The 25,678-nt window shown below is 54.5% G+C and carries 29 protein-coding genes and 2 tRNA genes; 13 read left to right on the plus strand and 18 right to left on the minus strand.

The window, feature by feature from the left end; translation table 11 throughout:
* Window positions 1–430 precede the first annotated feature (430 nt).
* From I6J23_RS10875 to I6J23_RS01480, 4 genes are all read right to left on the minus strand, one after another.
* Window positions 431–895, minus strand: coding sequence for an HNH endonuclease (locus I6J23_RS10875; protein ID WP_430516395.1), 465 nt, complete (start codon window positions 893–895; stop codon window positions 431–433).
* An 84-nt stretch (window positions 896–979) separates the two neighbouring features.
* Window positions 980–1,147 (minus strand): hypothetical protein, encoded by a 168-nt coding sequence (locus I6J23_RS01470; RefSeq protein ID WP_204582250.1) that lies wholly within the window; start codon window positions 1,145–1,147, stop codon window positions 980–982.
* A gap of 12 nt (window positions 1,148–1,159) precedes the next feature.
* Window positions 1,160–1,366 (minus strand): hypothetical protein, encoded by a 207-nt coding sequence (locus tag I6J23_RS01475; protein ID WP_204582251.1) that lies wholly within the window; start codon window positions 1,364–1,366, stop codon window positions 1,160–1,162.
* A 68-nt stretch (window positions 1,367–1,434) separates the two neighbouring features.
* Window positions 1,435–2,208 carry a phage antirepressor N-terminal domain-containing protein gene (locus I6J23_RS01480; RefSeq protein WP_204582252.1) on the minus strand — a complete coding sequence of 258 codons (774 nt, stop codon included), beginning with the start codon at window positions 2,206–2,208 and terminating at the stop codon, window positions 1,435–1,437.
* 109 nt (window positions 2,209–2,317) lie between these two features.
* Here I6J23_RS01480 and I6J23_RS01485 point away from each other — a divergent pair, with 109 nt between their 5' ends.
* Window positions 2,318–2,479, plus strand: a complete 162-nt coding sequence (locus I6J23_RS01485; RefSeq protein ID WP_156441636.1) for a hypothetical protein — start codon at window positions 2,318–2,320, stop codon at window positions 2,477–2,479.
* Here I6J23_RS01485 and I6J23_RS01490 read toward each other — a convergent pair.
* Entirely contained in the window at window positions 2,476–2,631 is a 156-nt protein-coding gene (locus tag I6J23_RS01490; protein ID WP_160296110.1) for a hypothetical protein, read from the minus strand. The two genes, I6J23_RS01485 and I6J23_RS01490, sit on opposite strands and share 4 nt — an antisense overlap.
* Before the next feature lie 11 nt (window positions 2,632–2,642).
* On the minus strand, window positions 2,643–2,864 hold the full coding sequence (locus I6J23_RS01495; RefSeq protein ID WP_204582253.1) for a hypothetical protein: 222 nt from the start codon (window positions 2,862–2,864) through the stop codon (window positions 2,643–2,645).
* A gap of 162 nt (window positions 2,865–3,026) precedes the next feature.
* Between I6J23_RS01495 and I6J23_RS01500 the strand changes: the two genes are divergently transcribed.
* From I6J23_RS01500 to I6J23_RS01515, 4 genes are all read left to right on the plus strand, one after another.
* Window positions 3,027–3,494: a hypothetical protein gene (locus I6J23_RS01500; protein WP_204582254.1), complete on the plus strand. Its 468-nt coding sequence runs from the start codon at window positions 3,027–3,029 to the stop codon at window positions 3,492–3,494.
* The gene (locus tag I6J23_RS01505; RefSeq protein WP_239454939.1) at window positions 3,469–3,873 is read left to right on the plus strand and encodes an ImmA/IrrE family metallo-endopeptidase; all 405 of its coding nucleotides are present in this window, start codon (window positions 3,469–3,471) and stop codon (window positions 3,871–3,873) included. Before I6J23_RS01500 ends, I6J23_RS01505 begins: the two co-directional genes overlap by 26 nt.
* An 817-nt stretch (window positions 3,874–4,690) precedes the next feature.
* On the plus strand, window positions 4,691–5,023 hold the full coding sequence (locus I6J23_RS01510; RefSeq protein ID WP_204582255.1) for a hypothetical protein: 333 nt from the start codon (window positions 4,691–4,693) through the stop codon (window positions 5,021–5,023).
* Window positions 5,024–5,189: 166 nt separating this feature from the next.
* Window positions 5,190–6,275, plus strand: coding sequence for a site-specific integrase (locus I6J23_RS01515; RefSeq protein ID WP_204582256.1), 1,086 nt, complete (start codon window positions 5,190–5,192; stop codon window positions 6,273–6,275).
* A gap of 74 nt (window positions 6,276–6,349) precedes the next feature.
* Here the strand turns inward: I6J23_RS01515 and I6J23_RS01520 are convergent.
* Window positions 6,350–6,425: transfer RNA gene (locus I6J23_RS01520), tRNA-Glu, on the minus strand.
* A 205-nt stretch (window positions 6,426–6,630) separates the two neighbouring features.
* Between I6J23_RS01520 and I6J23_RS01525 the strand changes: the two genes are divergently transcribed.
* From I6J23_RS01525 to I6J23_RS01540, 4 genes are all read left to right on the plus strand, one after another.
* Window positions 6,631–7,443: an ABC transporter ATP-binding protein gene (locus I6J23_RS01525; protein ID WP_204582257.1), complete on the plus strand. Its 813-nt coding sequence runs from the start codon at window positions 6,631–6,633 to the stop codon at window positions 7,441–7,443.
* Window positions 7,440–8,090: an ABC transporter permease gene (locus tag I6J23_RS01530; protein ID WP_204582258.1), complete on the plus strand. Its 651-nt coding sequence runs from the start codon at window positions 7,440–7,442 to the stop codon at window positions 8,088–8,090. The genes I6J23_RS01525 and I6J23_RS01530 overlap by 4 nt, the downstream gene beginning before the upstream one ends.
* On the plus strand, window positions 8,087–8,749 hold the full coding sequence (locus I6J23_RS01535) for an ABC transporter permease (RefSeq protein WP_204582259.1): 663 nt from the start codon (window positions 8,087–8,089) through the stop codon (window positions 8,747–8,749). Before I6J23_RS01530 ends, I6J23_RS01535 begins: the two co-directional genes overlap by 4 nt.
* Window positions 8,750–8,935: 186 nt before the next feature.
* Entirely contained in the window at window positions 8,936–9,910 is a 975-nt protein-coding gene (locus I6J23_RS01540; RefSeq protein ID WP_204582848.1) for an ABC transporter substrate-binding protein, read from the plus strand.
* Between the two features lie 79 nt (window positions 9,911–9,989).
* On the opposite strand, the gene I6J23_RS01545 is transcribed toward I6J23_RS01540, so the two are convergent.
* Window positions 9,990–10,062, minus strand: a tRNA-Lys gene (locus I6J23_RS01545).
* Window positions 10,063–10,221: 159 nt separating this feature from the next.
* Window positions 10,222–11,733 carry an acetyl-CoA hydrolase/transferase family protein gene (locus tag I6J23_RS01550; RefSeq protein WP_204582260.1) on the minus strand — a complete coding sequence of 504 codons (1,512 nt, stop codon included), beginning with the start codon at window positions 11,731–11,733 and terminating at the stop codon, window positions 10,222–10,224.
* A 323-nt stretch (window positions 11,734–12,056) separates the two neighbouring features.
* Here I6J23_RS01550 and dusB point away from each other — a divergent pair, with 323 nt between their 5' ends.
* Entirely contained in the window at window positions 12,057–13,160 is a 1,104-nt protein-coding gene (dusB, locus tag I6J23_RS01555; protein ID WP_046202178.1) for a tRNA dihydrouridine synthase DusB, read from the plus strand.
* Between the two features lie 75 nt (window positions 13,161–13,235).
* Entirely contained in the window at window positions 13,236–13,970 is a 735-nt protein-coding gene (gene phoU / locus I6J23_RS01560; RefSeq protein ID WP_204582261.1) for a phosphate signaling complex protein PhoU, read from the plus strand.
* Between the two features lie 55 nt (window positions 13,971–14,025).
* On the opposite strand, the gene I6J23_RS01565 is transcribed toward phoU, so the two are convergent.
* From I6J23_RS01565 to I6J23_RS01600, 8 genes are all read right to left on the minus strand, one after another.
* Entirely contained in the window at window positions 14,026–15,486 is a 1,461-nt protein-coding gene (locus I6J23_RS01565) for an MFS transporter (protein ID WP_204582262.1), read from the minus strand.
* 10 nt (window positions 15,487–15,496) lie between these two features.
* Window positions 15,497–16,213, minus strand: a complete 717-nt coding sequence (gene deoD, locus I6J23_RS01570) for a purine-nucleoside phosphorylase (RefSeq protein ID WP_204582263.1) — start codon at window positions 16,211–16,213, stop codon at window positions 15,497–15,499.
* A 349-nt stretch (window positions 16,214–16,562) separates the two neighbouring features.
* Window positions 16,563–17,339 (minus strand): phosphate ABC transporter ATP-binding protein PstB, encoded by a 777-nt coding sequence (pstB, locus tag I6J23_RS01575; protein WP_204582264.1) that lies wholly within the window; start codon window positions 17,337–17,339, stop codon window positions 16,563–16,565.
* A gap of 94 nt (window positions 17,340–17,433) precedes the next feature.
* Window positions 17,434–18,375, minus strand: a complete 942-nt coding sequence (pstA, locus tag I6J23_RS01580) for a phosphate ABC transporter permease PstA (RefSeq protein ID WP_046202047.1) — start codon at window positions 18,373–18,375, stop codon at window positions 17,434–17,436.
* 51 nt (window positions 18,376–18,426) lie between these two features.
* Complete coding sequence (gene pstC, locus I6J23_RS01585) at window positions 18,427–19,491, minus strand: phosphate ABC transporter permease subunit PstC (protein WP_231725414.1); 1,065 nt, start codon at window positions 19,489–19,491, stop codon at window positions 18,427–18,429.
* A 102-nt stretch (window positions 19,492–19,593) separates the two neighbouring features.
* The gene (pstS, locus tag I6J23_RS01590) at window positions 19,594–20,643 is read right to left on the minus strand and encodes a phosphate ABC transporter substrate-binding protein PstS (RefSeq protein ID WP_046202176.1); all 1,050 of its coding nucleotides are present in this window, start codon (window positions 20,641–20,643) and stop codon (window positions 19,594–19,596) included.
* Window positions 20,644–20,888: 245 nt separating this feature from the next.
* Entirely contained in the window at window positions 20,889–22,004 is a 1,116-nt protein-coding gene (gene mshD / locus I6J23_RS01595) for a mycothiol synthase (protein WP_204582266.1), read from the minus strand.
* Between the two features lie 179 nt (window positions 22,005–22,183).
* The gene (locus tag I6J23_RS01600) at window positions 22,184–22,861 is read right to left on the minus strand and encodes a winged helix family transcriptional regulator (RefSeq protein ID WP_046202046.1); all 678 of its coding nucleotides are present in this window, start codon (window positions 22,859–22,861) and stop codon (window positions 22,184–22,186) included.
* Window positions 22,862–23,000: 139 nt separating this feature from the next.
* Between I6J23_RS01600 and I6J23_RS01605 the strand changes: the two genes are divergently transcribed.
* Together I6J23_RS01605 and I6J23_RS01610 are read left to right on the plus strand one after the other, a co-directional pair.
* Window positions 23,001–23,894 carry an LmeA family phospholipid-binding protein gene (locus I6J23_RS01605; RefSeq protein ID WP_204582267.1) on the plus strand — a complete coding sequence of 298 codons (894 nt, stop codon included), beginning with the start codon at window positions 23,001–23,003 and terminating at the stop codon, window positions 23,892–23,894.
* A 55-nt stretch (window positions 23,895–23,949) separates the two neighbouring features.
* A complete protein-coding gene (locus I6J23_RS01610; RefSeq protein WP_204582268.1) occupies window positions 23,950–24,684 on the plus strand; it encodes an FABP family protein in 735 nt (244 codons plus the stop codon).
* 38 nt (window positions 24,685–24,722) lie between these two features.
* Here I6J23_RS01610 and I6J23_RS01615 read toward each other — a convergent pair whose 3' ends face one another.
* A complete protein-coding gene (locus I6J23_RS01615; protein ID WP_204582269.1) occupies window positions 24,723–25,658 on the minus strand; it encodes an esterase/lipase family protein in 936 nt (311 codons plus the stop codon).
* Between the last annotated feature and the right edge of the window lie 20 nt (window positions 25,659–25,678).

The raw sequence follows: 25,678 nt of genomic DNA on the forward strand, positions 1-25,678 counted from the left end.
ACAACCGTTGTTTCCCTTGTGGGCGGGCGGGGAATCGAACCCCACAGGTAGCCATAGTGCATTGACCACCCCGCGATGCCTTGTTGCACGGGCACCAGCGCCACCCAAAAAGTTTTGTTAACACCCCGTGTCGTTACCTCCACCACAGCCGTCGCCAATGGCAGGTGTAGGGAGGTCCTCGCGCGTCTAAGCACCAGCGCTCACTCCCCGTATCCCACAGGGCTATTCACTATGCGATTAATCAAATAACACCGGGCTGTTAAACCCTTGTGCCCTACCCAGATCACGAATCCAGGGGGAGTCTTACTCGTAGGGCTAATGTGACGAAACAATGTGACGAAACAACGCTTGTATGTTTATAGGGTGCGCTGTGACGAATGTGTCGAAACAAAACGACACACGTCTAGCCACACAACATCGAATGAGGCAATCACCTGAGACCAAACTCAGAAGGATCTAAGAGCTTCTCACCCTTAATCGCATTACATTCCACATGAACAGGACGAAGATTCTCTGGAATAGTCATGCCGCCACGAATCGTTGGGATAACATGGTCAACGCAAACCCCTAGAGGGTCTGACCAATCGAGAGGCTTCCCACATAAATAGCAAGTGTGAAATTGCTTCAAGTGCTCAAATAATCCAATATTGCCGCTTACTCGACACTCATATGCGCGCTGCCTACACGATCTAGAGCAATACTTCGGTTTCCGACCACGCCCGTTGTACTCAAGAGGGTTTCCACACCAAAGACAACAACCAAGCTCAGCGTCTAAAGGAATTTTCAGCCTTAATCCCCTCAACTCAATCAACCTCCTTTCCTTTTCCTTGTTCGCGCGGCTTCCCCACAACACGAACCACACACCGCACGAACTACAAATTCGACTCCTCAACACCGAACAACTTGTCAATATGAGCCTTTCGGCATCCAAAGACCACGGTTACTGAAACTCGGTCTAAGAAGTCGAAGTAGTTAATGCCTACGAGTCCTGGGCTGCTTGTTGCCAGTCCAGGATCTCGGCCAGCGCTGCTTTAGCAACTTTCGGCAGAATCTCGTACTCAATGAGAATCCCCTCCGAGGCACCATCAATATTGAGAGTGATCCCCAACGAATCCGCTTCAATGCTGAGCTTCGCAACCTTCCGCATCACTCACTCCTTTCACATAGTGTTCGGGCTATCTACGTTCATTCCGGATACGTACCCGTGGTCGGCTAAGAAGTCGGCAGCACGAAGAACCCTTACTAGGGCTTCAACATCCTCACCGCTTAGCCTTATGGACTTATCTCCAAGGGAGAGCACAACAACACCGTCACCGGTCGCTACACGGACCTCTGGCGACCGAAACTCCAAAGCTGGTTTCATCACTCTTCACCCCTATCCGTGTAGTCGTATTCAATGTTTTGTTTTTCCATGATCCTTATCCTCTTTTCCTTTTAGGCGGTGACGGCGAAGTATTCGTCCCAAACCTGCTGCATCAAAGACCGGTCCGCCTCCGTGTAGCCATAAGCCTCAATCACCCGACCGTTCGGCAACTCGACCGGAACCTTCTGCGGAACCACGCCATGAACATCCGTCCACGCAGCCTTCAAACGCTTTCCAAACATGGGGGCTTTAGCCGACAACTGTTTCTTCGACAAGCCCTTGCTCTTGAGGAAATCCTGCACATACAGCGGTTTCCGGGCCGGGTCCAACTGTGGGGTCTCCCCCATCCCGCGGGCTAGGATGATGCGGGCCTTGGCTTCCAGAAAATCGTCGTGGATAAGGCCTTTCGCCGCTTGGGCGAGTTCCATCTGTGAGCGCAGCTCAAACATCAACGCCTTTTGTTGGTGCTCGGTCGCGCGTGGGTTGATCGCACCGCCTTCGTTGAAGTAGCGGTCGAGGGCGTCTGCTGCTTCGTTCTGGAAGGCTTCGAGTGTGGGTCGGACTTCCGGGGCGACGCGGTTAGTGTCGATCGTGGCGAGCCACATGGTCAGTGTCCGACGATCAACCATGAACATAGTGCGCTGCTTGCCGTCCTCAGCAACCGTGGTGATCATCGCAACGGTTGCCCATGACTTGTTCTTTAGCTTGACACTCTGACTACCCCAGTCGATACCAAGCACATCGCAAATGTGCCGAGCTGCCGCCCACTGTGTACCATCCTCAGTCTGAACGGCTTTCAGTTCCTCTTGAGCGCCTGGAACTGGTATAGTTACTAACTGCTTCATTTTTGTTCCTCCTTTGGAACTCCTCGCCCCGGTTACCGCCGGGGCATTTTCTATTGATTTGAGTAGCCTCTTCCCTGTGGGACACATCCCCAGGGAGGAGGTGATCACTGTGGATCAGAAAGTTGTCGATCTGCTTCAATCAATTGCGGATAACACGAGTCAAAATATGATGCTCAGCTCTATCGAAGACCGTCTCGGACACATCGAAGACGAACTACGAACTCAGACTGAGTTGCTCGAAACTATCCGCAACGTGCTAGAAGGGCGCTAGCCAACCAACTGCTTTAGCGTCTGCATAGCATTGGTCACGGCAACGACATCGCCATGGTCAACCGTGACCCTCTCACCTCCGGCGGTGGCAATCTCTACCTGCTCACCGTCGGAGCTGATAACAAAGTTCTTGTATTCAATTCGGGAACTCATCTCTTCCTCTCCTACGCAGCGATTGAGTTGTCTTCAATAATCATTTGGTCGAGCGAACGATGAGTGATCCTCTTAAGGATCATCAAAGTAGGAACCCTCGGAACGCTCTTGCCCGTCATGTAGTTACGGACAGTCGTTCCCGTCTTGTTAAGAAACTTCCAGCCGAACTCGTCTACCGATCGGGAACCTGTGCGTTCCATCGCGTCTGTGATGACTTCGGGATCAAGTCGCATAATGTCACCTCCTTAGTGAGTTCTGCCGACAACTTGCCGTTCCGGCTTGCTGATTGCCATTCTGACAGACTATCGGACATTATGTCAAGTTTTTTCTAGAAAATTTTATTTTCCCAGTCCAGACCCTTGCCATAATGGCAATAGTGGTGTTACGATGAACTCATGAACCATTCAGATTGGGTAGAACAAATCTCAGATGGCGACGCGATCAATGCGATCGCTACCAAAGCTGGAATCGTCCACCGGACCTTCGCGAGGCAAGTAGAACGAAGCCGTATTAGTGCTGAGAATGTGATCGCCATAGCCATCGCCTACGGGCATCACCCAATCGGAGCGCTCGTCGACACTGGCTACCTCGACGAAAAATGGGCCACACAAGTAGACCCCGCCCGGGCACTACGTGCTGTCACCGAAGATGAACTCGCAGACGAAGTGTTACGCCGCATGAAAATTGGCGTGAAACGTAATGGCCCCCTCGACACACCCGTCGATGAGCTCGCGCAGCGTCGTCATGTCACACCCCCCGCCTATAGTGACACCCCACACGATGATGAGGACCGCCCCTACGTCGCCGATAGCTCCCCCATCGAGCCAGAACCAGGAGATGATGACTATTCAGACGGCCCCTAACCTCGAAATGCTCGCCGCAACCCACGGCATCACCATCACCACTCACACCGGAGGCGAGAAAGGCCGATGGTGGAGCACTACCCGAACAATCTCAATCCGCCGTGACCTCGGATGGATCAACGCCCGCTGCACACTCGCCCACGAACTCGGCCACGCCCTCAACAACCACGACAGCACCGCCACCGGATGGCTACACACCCGACAAGAGGGGGAAGCAGACGCATGGGCAGCTAACGTTTTGATCAACCCCACCGAATACAAAAACGCAGAGCTCATCTACGGCCCCCACCCAGGGGCCATCGCCCAAGAACTCGGCGTCACCAACCACCTAGTCGCCGTATGGCGCAATACCCACCGGCCGGCCACACCCGTGAACTAGATCCAGACAAATGTAAACAACTTTTACAACACCCAGGTCAAGACCGATCAACGAACCACTACAACCTCGACATGATCCTCGCCGCTCTGGGATGCAAACCAGGTCAAAACCTGGCACGCCAACCGAATATACGTGACATGTTTACATAAAGCCGGATTGATACGGGCACCCTACTTATGTACTATATTGTCCCGAAAACTGATAGCCGGTTTTCCCACATGCCCCTCGTCCCTGCGGGGGGCATTCTTCATTATCAACAGCATCACCAGCCGACGGCGGACCACTACAAGACACCTCTGAACGGCAAACACCTCATAGTGACACAACCCACAGACACCCCACTACCTCACTTCAACCCACTTTTGCTACGATTAAACCCGTCGTCGTCCGTTAGTTCCCCATCGTGCGAACAAGCGAACTCATTCATCTGTTCCTCCTCAGAACAGTCTCCCCTCGCCCCCGCGAGGGGAATCATCCTTCTTACGGGCACTCCACCCCACACAGTGTTACCCCGGGACCGTATAACCCGGCAATCATCAGCTGAGGGTTCACACATAGAAAACGCCCCGTCTACCCATGAACCAAAAGCAGACGGGGCAACATTATCCACTACCAGAGACCTTCAAAAGAAGGCACCAACCACTATACCCACACACAATATAAAACCGCTACCACCGCCACACGCCGATCTAAACGGTAGACCAGCCCCCGGTGTGTGCAGTCGGCTACAAAACCTGAAATTTTTAAGCACACATACTAGCCTGTTAGACGCGTGACAACACGCATTCGGAAAACAGAATCAAAAAGGAGAAACCCCTTGCTTCGCAAAGCATCCATCGGCCTGACCTCCCTCGTCATCGCCGCCACCGCCTCAGTAGCACCAGCAATGGCAGAAACCACCCCGGCCGAGCCCACCGCCGCAGTCCAAGCAACCACCGCTGCGGAAACCACCCCCACCGCCGACAACACCACCTCCACCCAAGACACCACCAAGCACCAGAAGAAAGAAAAGACCGCTGAAGAAAAGGAAAAGCAAGCAGAGATCTCTGCCAAGCGCCTCGACAACGCCAAGAAAGGAATTGAGGTCGCTAAAGACATCGTCGAAATCGGCCTCAAAATCGGTGGCTTCCTCTGGCCGGTAGTCGCCTAACACGCACCACGGCAAGGCCCCCGCAATCCACACCACACCGGTTGCGGGGGTCTTCACTTACCGCAAACGCCCCCAGAATTAGCCACCCCACACCACACCTAACTAGCCGCTAATAGCAAAGCGCGTACCACCCCTGACGTACCCCAACTCAACGAAGAAACAACACGTGTCCTCTATCAAACCCTACACAACCTCCAAAGGAAAAGCCTGGCGCGTCCAATACTACGACCCCGACCAAGGCAAACGGCAGAAACGCGGATTCGCAACAAAGTGGCAAGCTGAAAACTGGGCCGCAGAAAACACTGTAGACCTCACCACCGGCCAATGGCGCGACCCCGCCGGAGCAAACATCACCGTCGAAACACTCTCTAAAACATGGCGGAAAGGCCGACAACACCTCAAACCCTCCACCCTCGACCGTGAAGCCTCACGCCTACGCAGCACCGTGCTGCCCATGTGGGGTAAACGGAAAATCGGAACCCTACGCAAAAGTGAGATTCAAGCCTGGGTATCGGCGTCCACCTTGTCCGGCTCCAGCATCAGACACGCCCACAACCTGCTAGCCCAAATCCTCGACGTCGCCGTAGACGATAACTATCTGAAATCTAATCCGGCGCGCGGGGTGAAACTCCCGCCCAAAGGGAAGCCCGTCAAGGTATATCTCACGCCTACGCAGCTTGAGCGCTTGGCTCACCATGCGGGGGATAAAGCCGTAGTGGTATGGGTGCTCGGCACCGTCGGACTCAGATGGGGTGAACTGGTCGGCCTCAAAGTCGAGGACGTGGACGAAATGCACTCCCGGCTACGCATAAACCGGTCCGTGATCTACATCAACGGCAAGCCTGAAGAGACGCTGCCTAAGACGCATGAGAGGCGCACCGTGTCCGTAAGCCTTCCTGTTATGCGCATGATCCACGAGCAGGTGGCGGGGAGGTTGCCTAGTGCATGGCTCTTCCCCCACACCGGTGGAGGGCCACTGAAACGGGCCGACGGCACTAAAGGCTGGTTCGCGGCAGCTGTGAAGAAAGCTCAAACCGAGGACCCATCGTTTCCGCGAATCACCCCTCACGGCCTACGCCACGTGGCCGCTGGCCTGTTGGTGTCAGCCGGGGCGAACGTGAAAGTCGTGCAGCGGCAACTCGGCCACGCTTCAGCTGTCTTAACGCTGGATACATACGCAGATCTGTTCGAAGAGGACCTCGATACTGTGGGACAGGCTATGGCTGGCCTATTTCGCATAGAGCCAAATTAGAGCCAAAGACGCTAAAAATCCTGATTTGACAAATAAAAAATACCCCCTGACCTGCACAAACAGGTTGGGGGTTTTGGTACTCTCAACGGGGTTCGAACCCGTGTTGCCGCCGTGAAAGGGCGGAGTCCTAGGCCACTAGACGATGAGAGCACGCGCTACAGAGTTCTCTGCAGCAGCTGCTACAGACTACGTTAACCACCTAAAATTCACAAAATCGCCTGGTAGAAAAGCTCTTTTGACGGCCACTACCTCCACAACGTCTCCACCCCAGAAGCCCCACCCTCTCACGCTGCTCCCCAGCACCCGGACGTCGAATTCTGATAGCCTCGAGACTATTGCTGAGGAGGCCTAATAATTGATTACCTTCGATCACGTATCCAAGACCTACCCAGATGGCTCAACTGCCGTCCACGATTTCTCACTGGTCATACCGTCGCATCACATCGTGTCACTCGTCGGCACATCCGGATCGGGGAAAACGACGTTAATACGCATGGTTAACCGCATGACCGAGCCCACGAGCGGCCAAGTCTGCATCGACGATCACAACGTCATGGACGAGTCCGCTGTCGACCTCCGGCGTCGAATCGGGTACGTCATACAATCTGGTGGGCTCATGCCCCACAAGACAGTCGAAGCGAATATTGCGGTTGTACCAACACTCCAAGGCACACCCCGCCGCGAAGCCCGAGAGAACGCACGAAAGATTATGGAGCGCGTGGGGCTAGACCCAGCCTTAGCGAAGCGATACCCTCACCAACTCTCTGGTGGCCAGCAGCAGCGAGTAGGCGTCGCACGCGCTCTTGCATCAAATCCAAACATCCTGCTCATGGATGAGCCATTCGGAGCTGTTGACCCGATCGTTCGTCGAGAGTTGCAGGACGAACTCCTCCGTCTCCAACACGAATTAGGGAAAACAATCCTCTTCGTTACTCACGATATCGACGAAGCATTTCGGCTGAGCGACTCGGTCGTCATCCTCGAAAAAGGCGGTGTAATTTCGCAACATGGATCGCCAGCCGAGATAATGACCAACCCAAAGAATGACTTTGTCGCATCGTTCACTGGGGCGAGCAACACGAATAGAAAATTGACAACGCGAACGGTCAATGGTCAAACAGTTGCTCTTGATTCCTATGGAAGAAGCGTGGGGGTTCTTACCTCATGAACTGGATTATCACCAATTGGGAAGATATCGCGGAGTTAACACGCCAACACCTCCAATTAGCACTACCCCCGATTTTCTTCTCACTTCTTATTGCAATTCCCATAGGGCGCTATGCGTTTTCCCACCCCCTGTTCGGCAGGCCTTTATTAAACGCCGCGTCCCTTATGTATGCGATACCTTCCTTACCATTAATCATCACAGTTCCGATCATCATTGGCACACCGTTGCGATCGCACCTTACTATGATCACCGCACTCACGGTCTACGGAGTCGCGTTACTTGTTCGCACCGCAGCAGATGCTTTCGACTCCGTCGATGCGCACACGCGGGACGCAGCACTCGCTCTCGGACACTCCCCCCACACAATCCTGTGGAAAGTGGATCTACCGCTGGCCATTCCCGTCATTGCTTCAGGACTCCGCGTAGTCGCGTCCTCAACGATCGGCCTGGTCACCATCGGCGCACTCGTTGGTATCCCTAGTTTGGGCTCACTGCTCACGGACGGTTTTCAACGCGGTATCACAGCGGAAGTCACCGCTGGCATCGTCGCCACGATCATTGTTGCCCTCATCGTGGATGCCATCATTCAAGGCTTAACGTGGCTACTTACCCCGTGGAGCCACGCATCAGGTGGATCATCATCATGAACTATTTTATCGACGCCTTAAACTGGGCTTTTTCGGCAGACCACTGGTCAGGAAACAATTCCATTACACAACGATTAGTTGAACACCTATGGTTCACGCTAATGATTGTGGCTATATCTTCTGTCGTGGCGATTCCAACAGGAATAGTAATCGGCCATTTACGACGAGGGGCTGGCCTTATTGGAGCGTTGACCGGCGCAGCACGCGCCATCCCCACCTTAGGACTGCTGACGTTATTCGGCTTGTGGCTGGGCATTGGATTAAAAGCACCCACCCTTGCACTCATTGTGTTAGCCATTCCATCTTTACTGGCCGGGGCCTATTCCGGCGTGGGATCGATCTCACCCGATATCCCGTCCGCAGCTCAAGCTATCGGGATGACACCCTGGCAAGTCATAACTTCCGTCGAACTGCCTCTGGCCTTACCCGTCATCATGGGTGGAATCCGGGCAGCAACATTACAGGTCATAGCTACAGCAACGCTGGCGGCATACACCGCTGATATAGGGCTTGGGCGATTTCTTTTCGCAGGACTGAAATCGCGCGACTATTCCGAGATGTTGGGATCCTCACTTATTGTCATTGCGCTCGCAGTTGTCCTTGATACAGCGCTTGGGCGTGCTCAGAAATGGGCTGGGGCTCGGTTCGGCGCTCATTAAACATTGCGGCTGGATCTAACGGTAGCTATGTAACGGTAACTGTGTAACGGACAAAACTCCCGCCCCCGTACACGATCTACAAACACCAAAGCTGGGACACTTATCATGACGATCAACCGGTTGAATGACGTACACACCGCATCGCGCCGACCCCCATTGTCCGTCCGCGACGCGTTTCTTCCAGGAATGACTCCGCGGTCCCGATCAGGATTTCTAAGGATTATTACAACCCTTATTTCCTTAAGCTTCCTTATTATCACATCATCGTCGTGCGCGCGCTCTAATCCTCTATCCAACGGGAGTACTGATTCAGATACCATCGTTATCGGTTCACAGGACTACTATTCGAATGAAATAATCGCCGAAATCTATGCTCAAGCGCTCGAAAAGAACGGCATCGACGTCGATAGGCAGTTTCGAATTGGTCAACGTGAGGTCTATATCCCAGAAATAGAGCAACAATCCATTGACCTTATCCCCGAGTATTCGGGAAACTTACTCCAGTACTTCGAGAAAGAATCATCACAGGGCGATGATGAGAGCGCAGCAACTGCGAAGGATCCTGACGCCGTGTATCGGGACCTCGTACACGCTGCGCCACAGGGGCTGCATCTTCTGAACTACTCCCGTGCGTCGGACCAGGACACGTACACCGTTACCCACGACTTCGCTCAGCGCTACCACCTTCACAGCGTCGGTGACCTTGCACGTGTACCGGGGTCGGTGAAATACGGAGGGCCGTCAGAGGCTGAATCCCGCCCCTACGGGCCAAAGGGCCTTAAAGCCGTTTATGGTGTCGACGTCAATTTCACACCTATCGAAGATTCTGGCGGGCCATTAACGGTCAAGGCGCTGACGGACGGAAAAATTCAGGTGGCGAATATCTTTAGCGCAGATCCAGCCATCAAGAAAAATAACCTCACTGTCCTCGACGACCCACAGCACCTGCTCCTGCCGTCAAATGTCGTTCCTCTTGCTAGTAAAAAAATGAATAACTTTAAAGACGGAAAAGCAGAGAACATCATCAATTCAATAAGTAAAAAGATGACGACAGAGAATCTTGCGGAGCTCAACGACGAGAGTGTCACTGAGCAAAAACGGGCCACACGCATTGCAAAAGAGTGGCTAGCTCACAACGACGTCGATGCAGCCGGCGATTAATGCCAGGAATTAGCAACGACGCCAGCGTAGCTATTAAAAATACCCCTCACCAGGCAATTCCGGTGAGGGGCTGCTACTGTGGGCCCTGAGGGGCTCGAACCCTCGACCTGCGGATTAAAAGTCCGTAGCTCTACCAGCTGAGCTAAAGGCCCACACACATTCTCATTAAGCGCCCACTGCTGCGACCACCACGAAAGTGAACGACAGCACTAAGCACATGCTTGAATGTGCGCTAGTCAGTATAGATCATGACTACGGACGCCTGGCAAACGGCCTGGAGAACAGGCCAAGGCCATCGCCATCGTCGACTATTATTCAGGCATCATCGTGCCGGTTTCCAAGAAACGAGTGTGGAAGTTAAACGCCTCATGGAGGTCATGAGGGGTATGCAATCCGGACGCGTTCTTTTCTGCCCGCTCCACGTACTCCAACAGGGGCTCGCGATACTCCGGGTAGGCGCAGTTCTCGATGATCTTCCGGGAGCGCTGCCGCGGAGCAAGTCCGCGCAGATCCGCCAAACCCTGCTCAGTAATGATCACGTCGACGTCGTGCTCATTGTGGTCAACGTGAGAGACCATGGGGACAATGGCGGAGATTGCACCGCCCTTCGCCCGTGATGGTGATACGAAGCACGAGACAAAGGCATTCCGGGTGAAGTCACCAGATCCGCCAATACCGTTCATCATCTTGGAACCCGTGACGTGGGTGGAGTTGACGTTGCCGTAAATGTCGGCCTCAATCATGCCGTTACATGCAATCACGCCGAGGCGTCGGATAACTTCCGGGTTGTTGGAAATCTCCTGCGGGCGCAGAACGATCTTCTTGGCGTACTCTGCAGCATTTTCATTAACCCGGTGTGCGTACTCGGGTGATAGAGAGAATGCGGTTGCCGACGCCACCGTCATGGTGCCCTGATCCATCAGGTCAACCATGCCGTCCTGGATAACCTCCGTGTAAGACGTGATGTGGTGATATGGCCCTTCCAGAAGCCCCGCGAGAACAGCGTTCGGAATATTCCCAACACCGGACTGCATTGGAAGCAGTTCCTTAGTCAGACGCCCAGCCTTGATCTCTCCGTCGAGGAAATCAAGCAGGTAGTTGGCGATCTTCTTGGAATCATCGTCGATCGGCTTAAATGGAGAGTTGCGGTCCGCGGCGTCGGTTTCGATGACTGCTATGACCTTGTCGACGTCGATATCAATGTAGGGAGTTCCGATCCTGTCACCGGGGTCGGCAATCGGAATGGGCTGACGGTTAGGCAGCTGACCATAGCTCCAGATGTCATGCATACCTTCGAGGTCTTCGGACTGCCAGGAGTTGACTTCAATGATGATTTTCTGCGCATTACGCAGGTAGTTTGTCGAGTTACCGACGGACGACGACGGGATGATTGCCCCATCTTCCTTGATGCGTACCGCTTCGACGACGGCTACGTCTGTCGGCCCAAAGAACCCCTGATCCAACAACATTCCGGAATGGGAAAGGTGAATATCGCTGTAATACGTGTCACCAGCGTTGATCCGCTTACGAAGAGTCGGATCAGATTGGTACGGCATGCGCCAATTGATGCCATTGACTTCTGCTAACGCACCATCAAGCTCGGGGGCAGTGGATGCACCAGTCATCACATTGACTTTGAATTCTTCACCGCGGTCATGGGCCTCTTTGATACGGCGGGCCAGGGCTTGAGGGAATTCTTTGGGATATCCGGCGCCGGTAAATCCACTGAAGCCAATCTGATCGCCAGGGTTAATCTTGGCGGCGGCTTCGTCGGCACTCATGATAAGGCCTTGCAACTTCGGGTTGGCTATCCGTCCTGACATATCTTCCTCCTGTGCTCCCGCCGAATTTCCTGGTCTAACGGGGGTTCTCTTTACATTCCACGTCGGTCATTTGGCACGTCGTCGAGGGGGCACCACTCGGTGAGTCGCACCACGATCGTGGTGTGTTGTTACGTGTACCACTTTAGGTCAAGAGAAAGACAGAAACGGCAGTCTTAGCCCACACTATTCCCCTAAATGGGTTCCCCCTTCCCTCACTTGGTGTCAGATTCACACGCGTTTACACTGGCACAGTGATTTCTGGATCCCGCGCACCCCTCCGAATCGGCCCATTTGAGCTATCGTCCCCCGTCGTTCTTGCACCTATGGCGGGGGTAACAAATGTGGCTTTTCGACTGTTGTGCCGTGAACTTGAGAAACAAAAAACTGGGACGACGTCGGGGCTATACGTCTGCGAGATGGTGACCGCGCGAGCACTGGTCGAGCGGAATGAAAAAACTCTGCATATGACGGAGTTTGCTCCCGAAGAGACGCCACGCAGCATGCAGTTATACACCACGGACCCGAAATGGACGTATGAAGCTGCCCGCATGATTGCCGACGACAACCTGGCCGACCACATCGATATGAATTTTGGGTGTCCGGTGCCGAAGGTGACTCGACGAGGCGGAGGAGCTGCCCTACCCTATAAGCGGCGTCTGTTTGGCGAGATCGTTGCAGCAGCGGTTCGTGGCGTCGAGGGAACGACGATACCGGTTACGGTCAAGATGCGGACGGGCATTGACGACGCCCATCTCACGTTTTTAGATGCGGGTGCTATTGCCGCCGAGGAAGGCGCCCAGGCTGTGGCGTTGCACGCCAGAACAGCAGCGCAACGCTATTCGGGTACAGCGGACTGGAACCGAATCGGTGAACTTAAGGAGCATTTGGCGGGAACAGGCGTGCCGGTGCTCGGCAATGGCGATATTTTCAAGGCGACGGATGCCGCGGACATGATGGATCAGACGGGCTGCGACGGTGTGGTTGTGGGGCGCGGCTGTTTGGGGCGCCCGTGGTTGTTTGCGGAGTTATCGGCAGCCCTGCGCGGCGAGCCACGCCCTGCTCAGCCCACCTTCGCGGAGGTATGCGATGTGATTCTGCGTCACACTCGGTTGTTGGCGGCTCACTCCGGAGAGTCCACCGCGTGCCGTGACATGCGAAAACACATGGGGTGGTATTTGCGCGGCTACCCTGCGGGGTCGCAATTGCGTCAAAAGGTCACGCGTATCACAAGCATTGATGAACTCGAAGAAATCCTGAACACAGTAGTGAAAGACCCTGCGTTGGCGTCGGCTCTTCCCGACGATGCCGACGGACCTCGTGGCCGCCAGGGGTCTGCGAAGGCGGTGACGCTGCCAGAGGGGTGGCTGGACGATCCTGATGACCGTACTGTCCCCGCTGGTGCGGACATCATGCACTCAGGCGGGTAGCACGGAAACAACGCGAAAAACGTGGTCTTGGGTTAGCCAAGCATTGTTCGCCAATTTGTCCTAAACTAGGCCACCATGAGAGACGATTATCGGGAACACTTGGCGGAATTTGCCCATAATCTCATCGTCATGTGCGATTCAATTAAAGAAATGGCGTCGCATGCTTCCCGAGCGTTATTAAGCGCTGATCTCACGGCTGCGGAAGATGTTTTGACCAGCGTGGAGGACGTCGAAGAGCTTCGCGGTAAGTGCGAACAACAAGCTTTTCAGCTTCTTGCGTTAGAGAGCCCAGTCGCCCGTGATCTTCGTCGTGTCATTTCTGGCACATACATTGTGGAGGATCTCTCGCGAATGTCGGCACTGATGGTGCACATTGCGAAGGTAGCCCGGCGCCGCCACCCGGATTGTGCGGTTCCGGAATCCATGGTGCCGTATTTCTCCGAGATGGCGAAGCAGTGTTTGGACATCACGGCTACCCTGCACGACGTGTTGGTGTCCCACGACCCGGAGCTGGCACTACAGTTGGCCCGCGACGACGATGCCATTGATGATCTCCACCACCACATTTTTGTGTTGACGACGCAGCGTGAGTGGCCATACACGACGACGAACGCCGTCGACGTCACCTTGCTATCGCGCTACTACGAGCGTTACTCCGATCACGCGGTTCAAATTGGTGCTCGCGTTATTTACTTGGCGACGGGTATGCGTCCGGAAGAGTATGTCGGCGGGAAAGATGAACGTGACCGCGAAGCCACGTTCACCCGCCACTTTGACGAGATCCAGCAACGCTATGGAGGAACGTTTTAGGATCTCCCGCTGGTGAGTCCCATCGGGGTGGGTACCGTCGGGTCGATGCCTACGCCTAAGCCTCGACAGCTGCCGGATCAGCCACGTTATCCCCATCGAGTGTCTCGCCACGTCGTTTTTCTCTCATGGTGAGATAGCGATCGGACGCTACATAAACGACGAAGGCCACGGCGGTAATCCCTGCGAGGATCCACAACACGGTGGCATACGCGTGAGCAGTGTGTCCGGTACCCTGCGTCAGCCCGCTGAGGAATGTCGGTTCGATGTCGATCAGCTTGGCTGTGTATGCAATGCCGACGGGGATCGCGATATTAATGGTCAGGTTGTAAAAACCGATGGCAACGCCCGTTTTCTCGGCCGGAATCTTCTTGATTGCTGAGGCCATCAAAGGTGCGTACATGAGCGCGAATCCGCTCCCGAAGAACATCATGGAAAGAATCAATAACCACAAGGATGTGTCGGGAATAATTGCGGGAATGACAAGGGCCCCACAAATCGAGGATAACGCCATGATGATGGCCGGCCGTGTTTTCAGCACCTTTGCAATAGCTCCCGACGCAGCTCCGACGGCAGTTGCGCAAGCGTAGCCGGGAGCGATCAACATGGATGCTGTATCTGTTCCCAACCCGTGCAGGGTGGATACGATAAAGGGGAAGAAAAAAATGTACCCCAGCTGCACGGAGTACAAAATGAGAACAACAACTAAGGCCCACACGTAGCGGCCGTTGAGGAAGAATTCCGGCCGAACGAGGGCCTTGTTATTGACCTTGATGTACACCGCGAAGAGTACAACGCCGATGACTGATATGACAGCGTAGATGGGCTGAAATTCTTGCATAAAAATGACAGCGAACGTGGCGAAAACTCCGATGAGGAAAAGTCCGATAACGTCCAAATTGGCGCTGACTCTTTCATCATCGGGAACAGTTTTCGCAATGAACGGCACCGCGAGGATGAGAGCCGCAGAGACCAAAAACATTGCTGTCCACGAGATGTACGTGGATATGAATCCGCTAGTGAGGACGCCGATGAGCATGGCCAATTGAAAGGCAGCTGTGGAGAATCCCAGGTATGTCTTCTGGTCTTTCGCTGATATGTGCTTGGTGACGTAGATAACGTATAGGGTCTCCGCCCCGGCCAGTCCGGTGGTTTGGATAATTCGCCCGGCCAGCACCATTGGCCACGAGTGTTGGAACACAAACCCGATGATGGAACCAATAACGGTCAGTCCGATCCCCACGTACAACAACTTTTTTATGCTGAACGTATCGGCGAGCGCGGCATAAACCACAGCGCCGATACCGATGACAATTCCTGCCAATGTGGCTTGCAGGCTGACCGTTGTTGCAGAGAGGTGGAGGTCGTCGGCAATGGGCTTGGACATGAACTTAAAGCCGTTGTCAATGACCAAGCTGAATACGAAGGTAAATAAAATAACGGGAACGGCGGCTTTGGGGTTTAACACTTTCTTGCCAGTCGTCTCCGAGGCGAGTGTTGCTGATTCAGTACGTGCCATCGTTGCCTGCTTAGATCGCTGCGAGTGGAAGGGCGAGCTCCATCATTGTGGTGAATGCCTTCTCTCGTTCACTTGCGGTAGTGGACTCCCCCGTCACGATGTTGTCGCTGACGGTGAAAATCCCGAGTGCTTCGACGCCTGCTTCTGCGGTAGTGGCGTACAACCCTGCGGATTCCATTTCCACAGCTAGAACGCCCATCGCGGCCCACCGTTGGTTGACGTCATCCTGGTAGTTGTAGAACACATCAGAACTCAGGACGTTACCCACGTGCGTGGTAATTCCGGCCTTCTTCGCCCGAGTTCGAACGTCCTCGATCAATCGGTACGATGCGATCGGTGCATATACGCCGGGCAGGTTGTACTGGGACATGAAATTCGAGTCTGTACAGGCAGCTTGCCCAATGACGACGTCATAAAGGTCAAGATCTTCTTGCAATGAGCCACATGACCCGACGCGGACGAGTTTCTTCACTCCAAAGTCATGGATGAGCTCCCAGGCGTACAGGGAGATAGAGGGGATGCCCATCCCCGACCCCATCACTGAGACTTCTTTGCCCTGGTAGGAGCCCGTGTATCCAAGGGCGTTACGGACGGAATTGAACTGAACAGCGTCGTCCAGGTAAGTCTCTGCGATAAATTTTGCTCGGAGTGGGTCGCCGGGCAGGAGGATTGTCTCGGCGATGGGTACGCCGTGGGGGTTGATGTGCGGAGTTGATTGTCGGCCCATGTTTTCTCCTGTTCGGGACACGTCATGACGCCACCGTGCGGTTACGCTGACAAGTTTTGCAGGACTCCCCTAGGCCCGAATGACCCCCAGTTCGCCCTCTGATCTGGATGCCCGCGTGAGCCACCTCTTGTTTCGGGCACTGTGCTCGCGAACACCGGTCCGCAACCACACCCAACATTTCCAGCCAACGTGGCCGTGGTTACACACCCCTATGACTATCTCATGTCTTCGTTCGCGACGCAGTATGGGCCCTGTCACTTTTTGACGACGCTATGTTTCGACAACCTGACCCGTACTATCTACATGGGTCGTCGGGCTACCCGCCCGCACGATCTACGAGTAGGAGTTGCTATCCGAACCGACCGGAAATGTAATCTTCCGTTTCTTTCCGCTTGGGACGCTCAAAAATCTCTTGTGTCGGCCCAGTTTCCACGAGCCGGCCTGGTTTACCCGTAGATTCAAGTGAGAAAAAGGCTGTTTGGTCGCTGACCCGCGCAGCCTGCTGCATGTTGTGGGTAACAATGACGATGGTGAATTCTTTCTTCAGCTCGTGAATGAGATCTTCCACCGCCAAAGTGGAAATCGGGTCAAGCGCAGAGCAGGGCTCGTCCATGAGCAGGACTTCTGGTTCTACAGCGATCGCGCGCGCAATACACAATCGCTGCTGCTGGCCACCGGAGAGCCCTCCACCCGGTCTATCCAGCCGGTCTTTCACTTCATCCCACAGGTTCGCACTGCGCAGCGACCGTTCGGCCACTTCTTTCAAACGCGCTTTGTTCTTCACACCGGATAGTTTTAACCCCGCGACGACATTGTCTTCAATGGACATCGTCGGAAAAGGGTTCGCTTTTTGGAAAACCATACCGATGGTGTTTCGCACGGCTACGGGATCTACTTTGGCAGCGTAAATGTCTTCGCCATCTAGCTTGATCGACCCAGTGACATATGCCCCAGGCGTCACTTCATGCATCCGGTTAATTGTCCTCAGTACGGTGGACTTACCACATCCCGATGGTCCGATAAAGGCGGTCACAGATCGCGGAGGGACATGCATGGTGACGTCCTGAACCGCGTGGAAATCCCCGTAATAAATATTGACATCTTCTAAATCTAGGCGCTTAGCCATCGTGACCGTTCTCCTTAAAGCCGTGTGCAAAAAATTGTCCGAGCCGCAGGGTCCGGGCCCTCGCGCCCGGCCCCTTGTGCCCGGGGGACCCTTGTTATGTCTTGACCGAGAATCGGCGAGAAATAAGCCGAGCCGCAATAGTCAATACAGCAATAATGATGACGAGTGTGAAGGCCGCACCCCACATCTTGTCGACGGCTGCACCCGTGGTTCCAGCTTTATACATGGCCAACATCATGAGTGGGAGTGACGTTTGTGGACCTTCGACCGGATTGAAATTCGTACCGACGTTATATCCGACCAAGATGAGGACGGGCGCTGATTCACCCATGATTCTTGCAACCGACAACATGATTCCCGTGATAATGCCGGACATTGCAGTAGGGAGGACAATGCGGGCAATAGTTTTCCATTTCGGGACTCCTAATGCGTACGCTGCTTCCCGCAGGTCTTGAGGAACAACCCGCAGCATCTCTTCGGTGTTCCGGATAATCACCGGAACCATAAGCAGAACTAAAGCAAGAGAAACTGCCATACCCGAGCGTTCAAATCCGAAGAGCACTACCCATAGCGAATAGATAAACAACGCCGCAACGATTGAGGGCACGCCCGTCAAGATATCCACCATAAAGGTGGTCACTTTGCCCAGACGGGATTCCCCCGCGTATTCAACTAAATATATTCCCGTCAGCACACCAATGGGGATCGATAGCGCTGACGTTATGAGCGCTTGAATGAGTGTTCCCATGATCGCGTGATAGGCACCGCCACCTGCTTGGGATTCGATGATGCCCATCTGGGATTTCATCCACCAGCTGGAGCTCAAGGTGACAGCAGCACCGCGTGAGATCAGCTCCCACAGCACCCATAGCAACGGAATGAATGCGACGATCACCGTTGCAAAGACAAGAACCCGCGCCATTTCATTCGTCACTTTTCGACGGGTCGAGATAGCAGTAAAGGTTGTTGATGTTTCGATTTTTTGATGAGGAGAAATACGTGGTTGTAATGCTGGCGATGAGACCGCGTGTGACATCGTGGCGCTCCCTACTTTGCGTAATTGATAGCTGGTGTGTCGGGTCGAGGTTTATCTCTTCGCCACAATGGCCCGGGCGATAGCGTTGACGACAAACGTCAAAAGGAAGAGAACGAGGCCAGCTGAAATGTAGGCGCCAGCCTGAATGTTGTTATTAAACTCTTGAGCAGCGTTCGCAATGGCCGTGGCGAACGTTGTGCCACCATCGAAGAGGGAACCACGAAATTCTGAGCTCGGTGAGATCACTAAGTACAGCGCCATTGTTTCGCCCAGGGCTCGTCCTAACCCCAGCATGGCTCCGGAAATATAACCCGAGAAACCGAAAGGCAAAACGGTCAAAGTGACAACTTCCCATCGTGTTGCCCCTAATGCTAGGGCAGATTCAATGTGGCCTTGAGGAGTTTGAACAAAAACTTCTCGCGCTGTAGCCGCGATCACGGGGAGAATCATGATGGCCAAGACGATTCCACCGGTCAACAGGTTTCTGCTTGTTGCGAAAGCGGGAGAATTAGCAAAGGTTTTAAAAAGAATGAACTGACCTGCCCAGGAATGAATCCATTCATAGAAGCCTCCGAGTTTTGGCCCCAGAACTTGGGCACCCCACAAACCAAAAACAATAGAGGGGACGGCCGCTAGAAGGTCAACAACAAATGCGATCGGTTTTACGAATCGCTGAGGACAATATTGCGCTAAAAAGATTGCTATCCCCAGCGCTACCGGCATCGCCAAAACAAGGGCTACCAAGGACACCGTCACGGTGACGAAGAACAGGTTCGGAATACCGAAATGCATTGCCGACGTTGTTGCAGTATTCCAATCACCGCTGTAGGTGAAGAAGTTTTCGGTGTTGTTCCGCAGCGCAGGGATGGCACGCCAAAGCAAAAATGCTCCAATAGCAGCGATGATAATGGTGATCATCATTGCTGATCCCGTCGCCAGGCCGTGGAAGATTCGGTCGCCTGCGCGGACTTTTCCTGGTGCGTTATGGCCGCTTTGGGCCTTCGGCGGGATAGTTCCGTTACCAGGTGATGATAGCCCTGCCTGGTCAGCGGCGGATGGGAGATGGGATCCGGCAGGCTGGTATGTCGCAGCTCCGGTGCTAGATGGAGTGGTCATTGGTGTCTCTGCACTCATTCGGGTCTATAGGAACGTTTGTGCTTGGCTGCATCTTGGGAGCGCGTAGTCCACAGTAACTGAAACTACGCGCATTCCCTCGAATTACTTGATTTCTTTAATCGCGCTGGTCAATTTGTCTTTCAATTGACCCGTGACCGGAATATAGCCCTGATCTTCCAAGTTCGAGTCCTGCCCATCATTAATGGCGACGGTAAGGAAGTCGCGGACGCGATCACCGGTGGACGAATCTTGGTATTTCGAGCACACCAGTTCATATGTGGTGAGGAACAACGGGTAGCTGTCTTTTTCTTTCAGGCCGAAAAGGGCATCGGTATCGACGACCATATTGTTGCCCTCACCCTTATATGTGAGTTTATCTAAGGCATTGCCGACGGTCTCTTTATTGAGTTCGACAGGCCCCTGCCCGAAATCGATCGCCGCCTCTTTCAAATTAGCTTCTTTGGCGAACCCGGCTTCCACATAAGTGATAGCCCCGTCGGTGGCTCCAACTTCCTGGACAACACCGGATGAGCCATTCGCCCCGGACCCTGTAGTGGAGGGAAACGCCTTCCCCTCGGAATCCCACTGTCCCGGCGCGGATGCCTTCAGGAATTTTTGGAAGTTATCTGAGGTCCCCGATTCATCCGAACGATAGATAACCTTGATGTCTTTATCAGGAAGATTAACTCCATCATTGAGCTTCTTAATGGCGTCATCATTCCACTTTTTGATCTCGCCTTTGAAGATCTTGGCGATGACCTCTGGGCTCAAAGCGACGCTGTCAGCACCATCTAATTTATAAGCAACGGCCACGGGCCCAATCACCATAGGAAGCTGCCAAACGTCGGATTTACAGGTCTTGTCTTTCGCCTCAGTCATTTGGCTATCGTCAAGAGGCGAATCCGATCCACCAAAATTAACCTGTCCGGCTACGAATTGTTTTTGACCAGCGCCTGATCCCGTGCTGTTGTATGAGAACTGTGCGCCGGGAACTGCTTGAGAGTATTTCGCAGAGAACACACTCATGGCTTTCTGCTGAGCGGATGAGCCCTCTGCGGTGAGCTGTCCGGTGGTTCCAGAGAGGTTCGAATCTCCATTAGACGACGAGGATCCACCGTCCGCGCTATTGTCATCACTATTACAGCCCACCATAGTGAGGGCTGAGACGGCTGCAATGGTAGCTAGGGCAGTACCGCGTCCTACTTGTTTCCTGTTCACTTTTCCTCCGGGACTCAGGGATTTCGCCAGGTGAGGAGCAGAACGAGCCACGCCGGATGGTTGACTTCATCATCTGCCTCGTTCGGCGCCTACTGATTCCGACACATGCGGATTCAGGTTTGAAAGTAATCCGTGGAGGTTGCCAGTGAGCAGATTCAAGATGAACAGAGAGTGAACACTCAGAACTTCCATGCTGTGTGGCGCTCAACCACCGTGAATCCGAGCGCCTCGTAGGCATGAACAGCGGGCGCGTTATCTGCTTCGACATAGAGCTCGACGTAAGCTGCGTCATTGCTGGCTAAGTACTGGATCCCCTTCGCTGTTAAAGCGCGACCTAAGCCTCGCCCCTGGGCCTTCCGAGCGAGCCCGATCACATAAACCTCTCCAACCTTGCGCCCGGTTTCGTCGTCACCCTCGCACACTAATTTCGTCCAGTGAAACCCTAGAAGAGGGGGAAGCTGATCAGTATTTTCGTCCTTCTTGCTGACACCGTCGGCTGATCCCCCACTACCATCGCCCTCACTCCCCCAAAGCAAAAGGACACCGTCGGGGTCGTACCATGATGCTCTCCGGGCCTGATCCAAGCGTGACTGATCCCACCCGCCTTGTTCGGGGTGCCAGTCAAAGGCCTCATTGTTGACAGCCAGCCATGCAGCATCAACTGCATCTTTCCCCCATCGACGGGCTGATTCCGTCCAGCTGAGAACCGTGACATCATCAGGCAGCGTCGCAGCTGCCTGAGCAACGGGTTTGTCGTCAGACTCGTCTTTCCCGGCAGAACCAGGAAGCTCCATCACGAGGAGTTCACGATCAGCGGTAGCACCAATGTGCTCAGCCGCCGCCCGGGCAGCGGGGAGGTCGCCGTGCGCCCACCATGTCAATCCAATCCCGTTGGTGTGAATATCACGTTCATCCCCCAGGCCGAGAGACGACGCATGGGCGCGAACCGCACGTTGCAACGCTGTAGCCAGCCCGCCTCGTCGATAAGAGGGATGAACGGCGAGTTCGACGGCCGGACCAGAAGGATCGACGGCTGCAATGCCACGTACGTGCCCATCGACCCTGACTAACGCGTGCCAATGATGAAGGTCCGGTTCCTCCATTCCGCGCAAGAATTGTTCGGAAAACGGTGCGACGCCGTCATGCCGGGTGCTCTCGTGCAGAATTGTTTCGATTTCCATCCATCGATCGGCTGACGCCTGTCGAGCATTGCGAACCCGGGGAGAAACTGGTCCTAACACCAGCTGGGTGATGATGTCACACGGCTGTGCGTTGAAGGTGGGTGCGTCTGCCATCGCTACAATCCTCACTCATTTCCGGGTTCTGCGCTTAAGTACTGTTGTGATCGAATGTGGCCGAACACTGGGTGGCACCAGCCCGACTGATGGTCGCCAGCTTCGTGCTCGCTTATTTGGCTTTCGTCGCACAGGCTACCGGGGTTCAGGCGCGAGTCATAGTTTCGGGCATGTCCCGATTATGCGTCAAGGTCGATAGCCTTGTAGCCAACATTACGAACAGTGGCGATCATTCCCTCATACTCGGTGCCCAGCTTGGCGCGAAGCCGCCGAACATGCACGTCGACAGTTCGGGTTCCACCGAAAAAGTCGTAACCCCACACTTCTTGCAAGAGCTGCTTTCGGGTGAACACGCGCCCGGAGTGTTGAACCAGAAAGCGGAGCAATTCAAATTCTTTATACGTCAGATCCAGCGGGGTGCCATGGATACGCGCAGTGTATGTTGCGTCATCAACGACAAGTTCTCCAACAGTAACGACGTTGGAATCGTCGATCTCATTAACGGGAACTGGCCGACGGGTAAGCAGAAGCCGGAAGCGCGCGTCAATTTCGACCGGCGTAGCGCTAGCCAGGAGGAATTCGTCGACAGCCCAGGAGGAATCTAGGGCGATCAGGCTGGTTTCTGCGATGGCAACGGCCACGGGCATATCAGGGTGAGCAGCGGCCACGGTCCGGCAGAGCTCCCTGGCGCCGAGGAGGTCGGAGCCCGTGACGTCGATCACCGCGAGTTCGACGTCGTCAAGTTGTCGTGAGGACGTAGCGTCGGGAGGAAAAATGACGGTCTCGTGTGGCAAGAGTGCCAAGGGCGGGAGTACGTCGGCCACGCTTGTGGCATTGGTGAGTAACGCTATCCTCACGATGTAATCCTTTTTCGTTGACTAGCTCAACAGCTCAATACTGGGTCACTTTAGCCCAGTTCGCCCCGTTGACCGAACCGGATAGTCTATTTTTCTTGTAGGTTCGATGAATAGCGGGGAAACCGGTAAAACTGTAGGGGTGACTCATCAGCCTTCTTCGCCCGCCGGTTCGGTGCCCGTTAAGACGCGGTCTCGCCACCGGCGGAGGGTGCACAAAGTAGGCATCATCGTCGCTATCGTTGTGATGGTTCTCGGCGTATGCGCATGGGTGGGAGACTCTCTAGTCGCAGCTCGAACAGAGTCACGTATCTCGCGCGAACTACAGCACTACTCTAATTTGCCTGTTCAACCCGATGTGACAGCCGGGGGGTTTCCTTTCTTGTATGAAGCTGAGCGCGGGAAGCTATCGTCGCTCACCGTCGATGCACAAGATCTCGACGTTCCTGGGTTTGGTTTGGTGACTGTCCATTCCTCGGCAACGAATATCGAGGCGTCGACACACGACATTCTTCACGGACGGATTGAGAATGCTCCGGTTGAGACCATGTCGACGACGCTATCGCTGGACGGATTAGCTTTAGGCGAGCGTCTCGGGATTACCGATCTGACTATCCGACGGTTGGCGAATACAGCGCCGAACGGTGGTCAAGAGTCGGATTCGGTTTTTAGTGGTTCTATTGGTGGTTTAGATAAGCCGGCCACAGTAGCAGTTCGGCTGCGCATCAAAGCCGACGTTATTTCCATGGATGCCTACGAAGTTCTCGACGGTCCGGCGAGCAGAGATAAGGATGCCCCGGTTGTGAAGGGGCGGGAGATCCCAGAGGACATTCGGGATGAAATAAAACGAGCCTTTTCCCTCCAATTAGAAGGAAAATATCTTCCGCTCAGGGCACGTCCTGATTTTATTTATTGCGAAGGCGGGTCTATTTTTCTGCAGGCTAGCCAACAAAATGTGACAATTAATTTGTCGGACCTTGCGCCTATGGCGCGGGAAGAACCCGAGGAAGCGAGATACGAAAACGACAGGGAGTAAGAAGTAGCGAGGACGGGAAGGCGATTAGTCCTACCCCTCCGGTACGCTGGGCACCATGGCAGAAAACGACAAAAACAGTGCACAGAAATTCGGCGTTCCCGGAACTGGTTCCGCGGGACAGGCAGATCACTCTCCCAGCGGTGGTTTCGCTGGTGAGAGGGCACCACAGGGGCACAAACTTGATGGCAATGAGGCCGTCAATCGTGCTGCGGAACAAGCCAAGACCACAGCCAGCCGTAACATTCCTGTTTTTGGTGATCTTCCTATTCCGGACGACACGGCGAATTTACGCCAGGGCCCGTCTCTTCACGATGGTCTTCTGGCACTTCTTCCCCTGGTTGGGGTCTGGCGGGGCGAAGGGCAAGCCCGAGATTTAGCAACCGGTGAGGAATATCCCTTTGGGCAGCAAATTACCTTCGCTCATGATGGCCAGAACTATCTGTCATATGAGTCACGTACATGGAGGATAAATAAAGAAGGCGAAGCCTCCGGGCCCGATGAGCGGGAATCGGGGTTCTGGCGTATTAACGATAAAGATGAGATCGAATTCGTGTGCGCGCACGCCAGCGGCGTGGTCGAAATTTTCTATGGCCAGCCGACGACTGAGCGCCAATGGGATGTGCAGTCTGCATCGACGATGGTGACAGCGTCCGGCCCCGCCACGCTGGGCCCGGGTAAGCGCCTCTACGGGTTAATGCCGAATAACCACTTGGGTTGGGTTGACGAGCGTGCCGTCGATAATGAGATGGTTCCTCGTATGTCGGCGGAACTCACCCGCCACGCCGGGTAACCCACGTTACGCGTGGCAGGTCGCGCGCTGACCGCACCTTAGCCAAAGCTGGGTGCGGACGTGAGGGGAGGGATGATCTCTCCGAGAGTCGGTAGCCCATTAGGCGAATCGGGTGCCATACAGGGCATCGTCGGATTGTCGTCTTTCAGAAGGTTGGAAACCAACGCTTGCATAGATGGGAGTTTGGTTAGCCCACCGTGCCCGACAATGTCATTCGGGCACAGATCTTGCGTGATGATATTGGTGTAGTCACCCGGGCCGTCCATGAGATTGATGCCATAGGGGGCGGCGTTGATTTCCTGTTTCGTCGTGACGGCGTAGTACTTGATACCCGGCAGCGCTTCCGACGGGGTGTTGAGTGAACGAATGCTCTCGCCCTCCGATGACATCTCTAAGCAGGTGTCACTGGGGCTCTTGAGCAGCTCCTGAGGGACATAAAGTCGCGCATTCGGTGGCGGGCATTGGCCTTTGCGAAGGGCATCGGCGTGATGGGGCGACCCCTTGATCATCCCGGAAAGTATCACGGCTTTTCGGACGAAATCGGCACCGCCAAAGTATTTGAGCCAGTACCGAGTGACGAGGCCACCCTGGGACCACGTGACGACGTCGAACTTATCGTGTCCGGTTTGTTGTTTCAGCTTGTCGACGAAGGTGGCCAGGCGCGCCGAGTTGCCTTTAACAGTCACATAAGGGCTGGTGGAGGGATCGTCTGGTTCCCATGTCATGAAGACGTGAACGTCTAAACCGTGGTTACGCAGACTATCTGCATATGCTTCTGCAGAACTCCGTGATTCGCTGGATGCGGAGACGTAGATGACTGGGAGCGGGCCGTCGGTGGACGATGATCCGGCGGTCACTGGGGATTGAGCATCACCAGCGTGGGCGGGCAGGGACGACAGCAATAGCGTGATGGCGGCCGCGAGGATGACGCACATGGACACCACTGTGCGACGGGGAGCAATCATGGGAATCATGAGGCTAACCTACATCACGC

The sequence above is a fragment of the Corynebacterium kroppenstedtii genome (assembly GCF_016894245.1).
In the GTDB taxonomy this organism is placed as follows: domain Bacteria; phylum Actinomycetota; class Actinomycetes; order Mycobacteriales; family Mycobacteriaceae; genus Corynebacterium.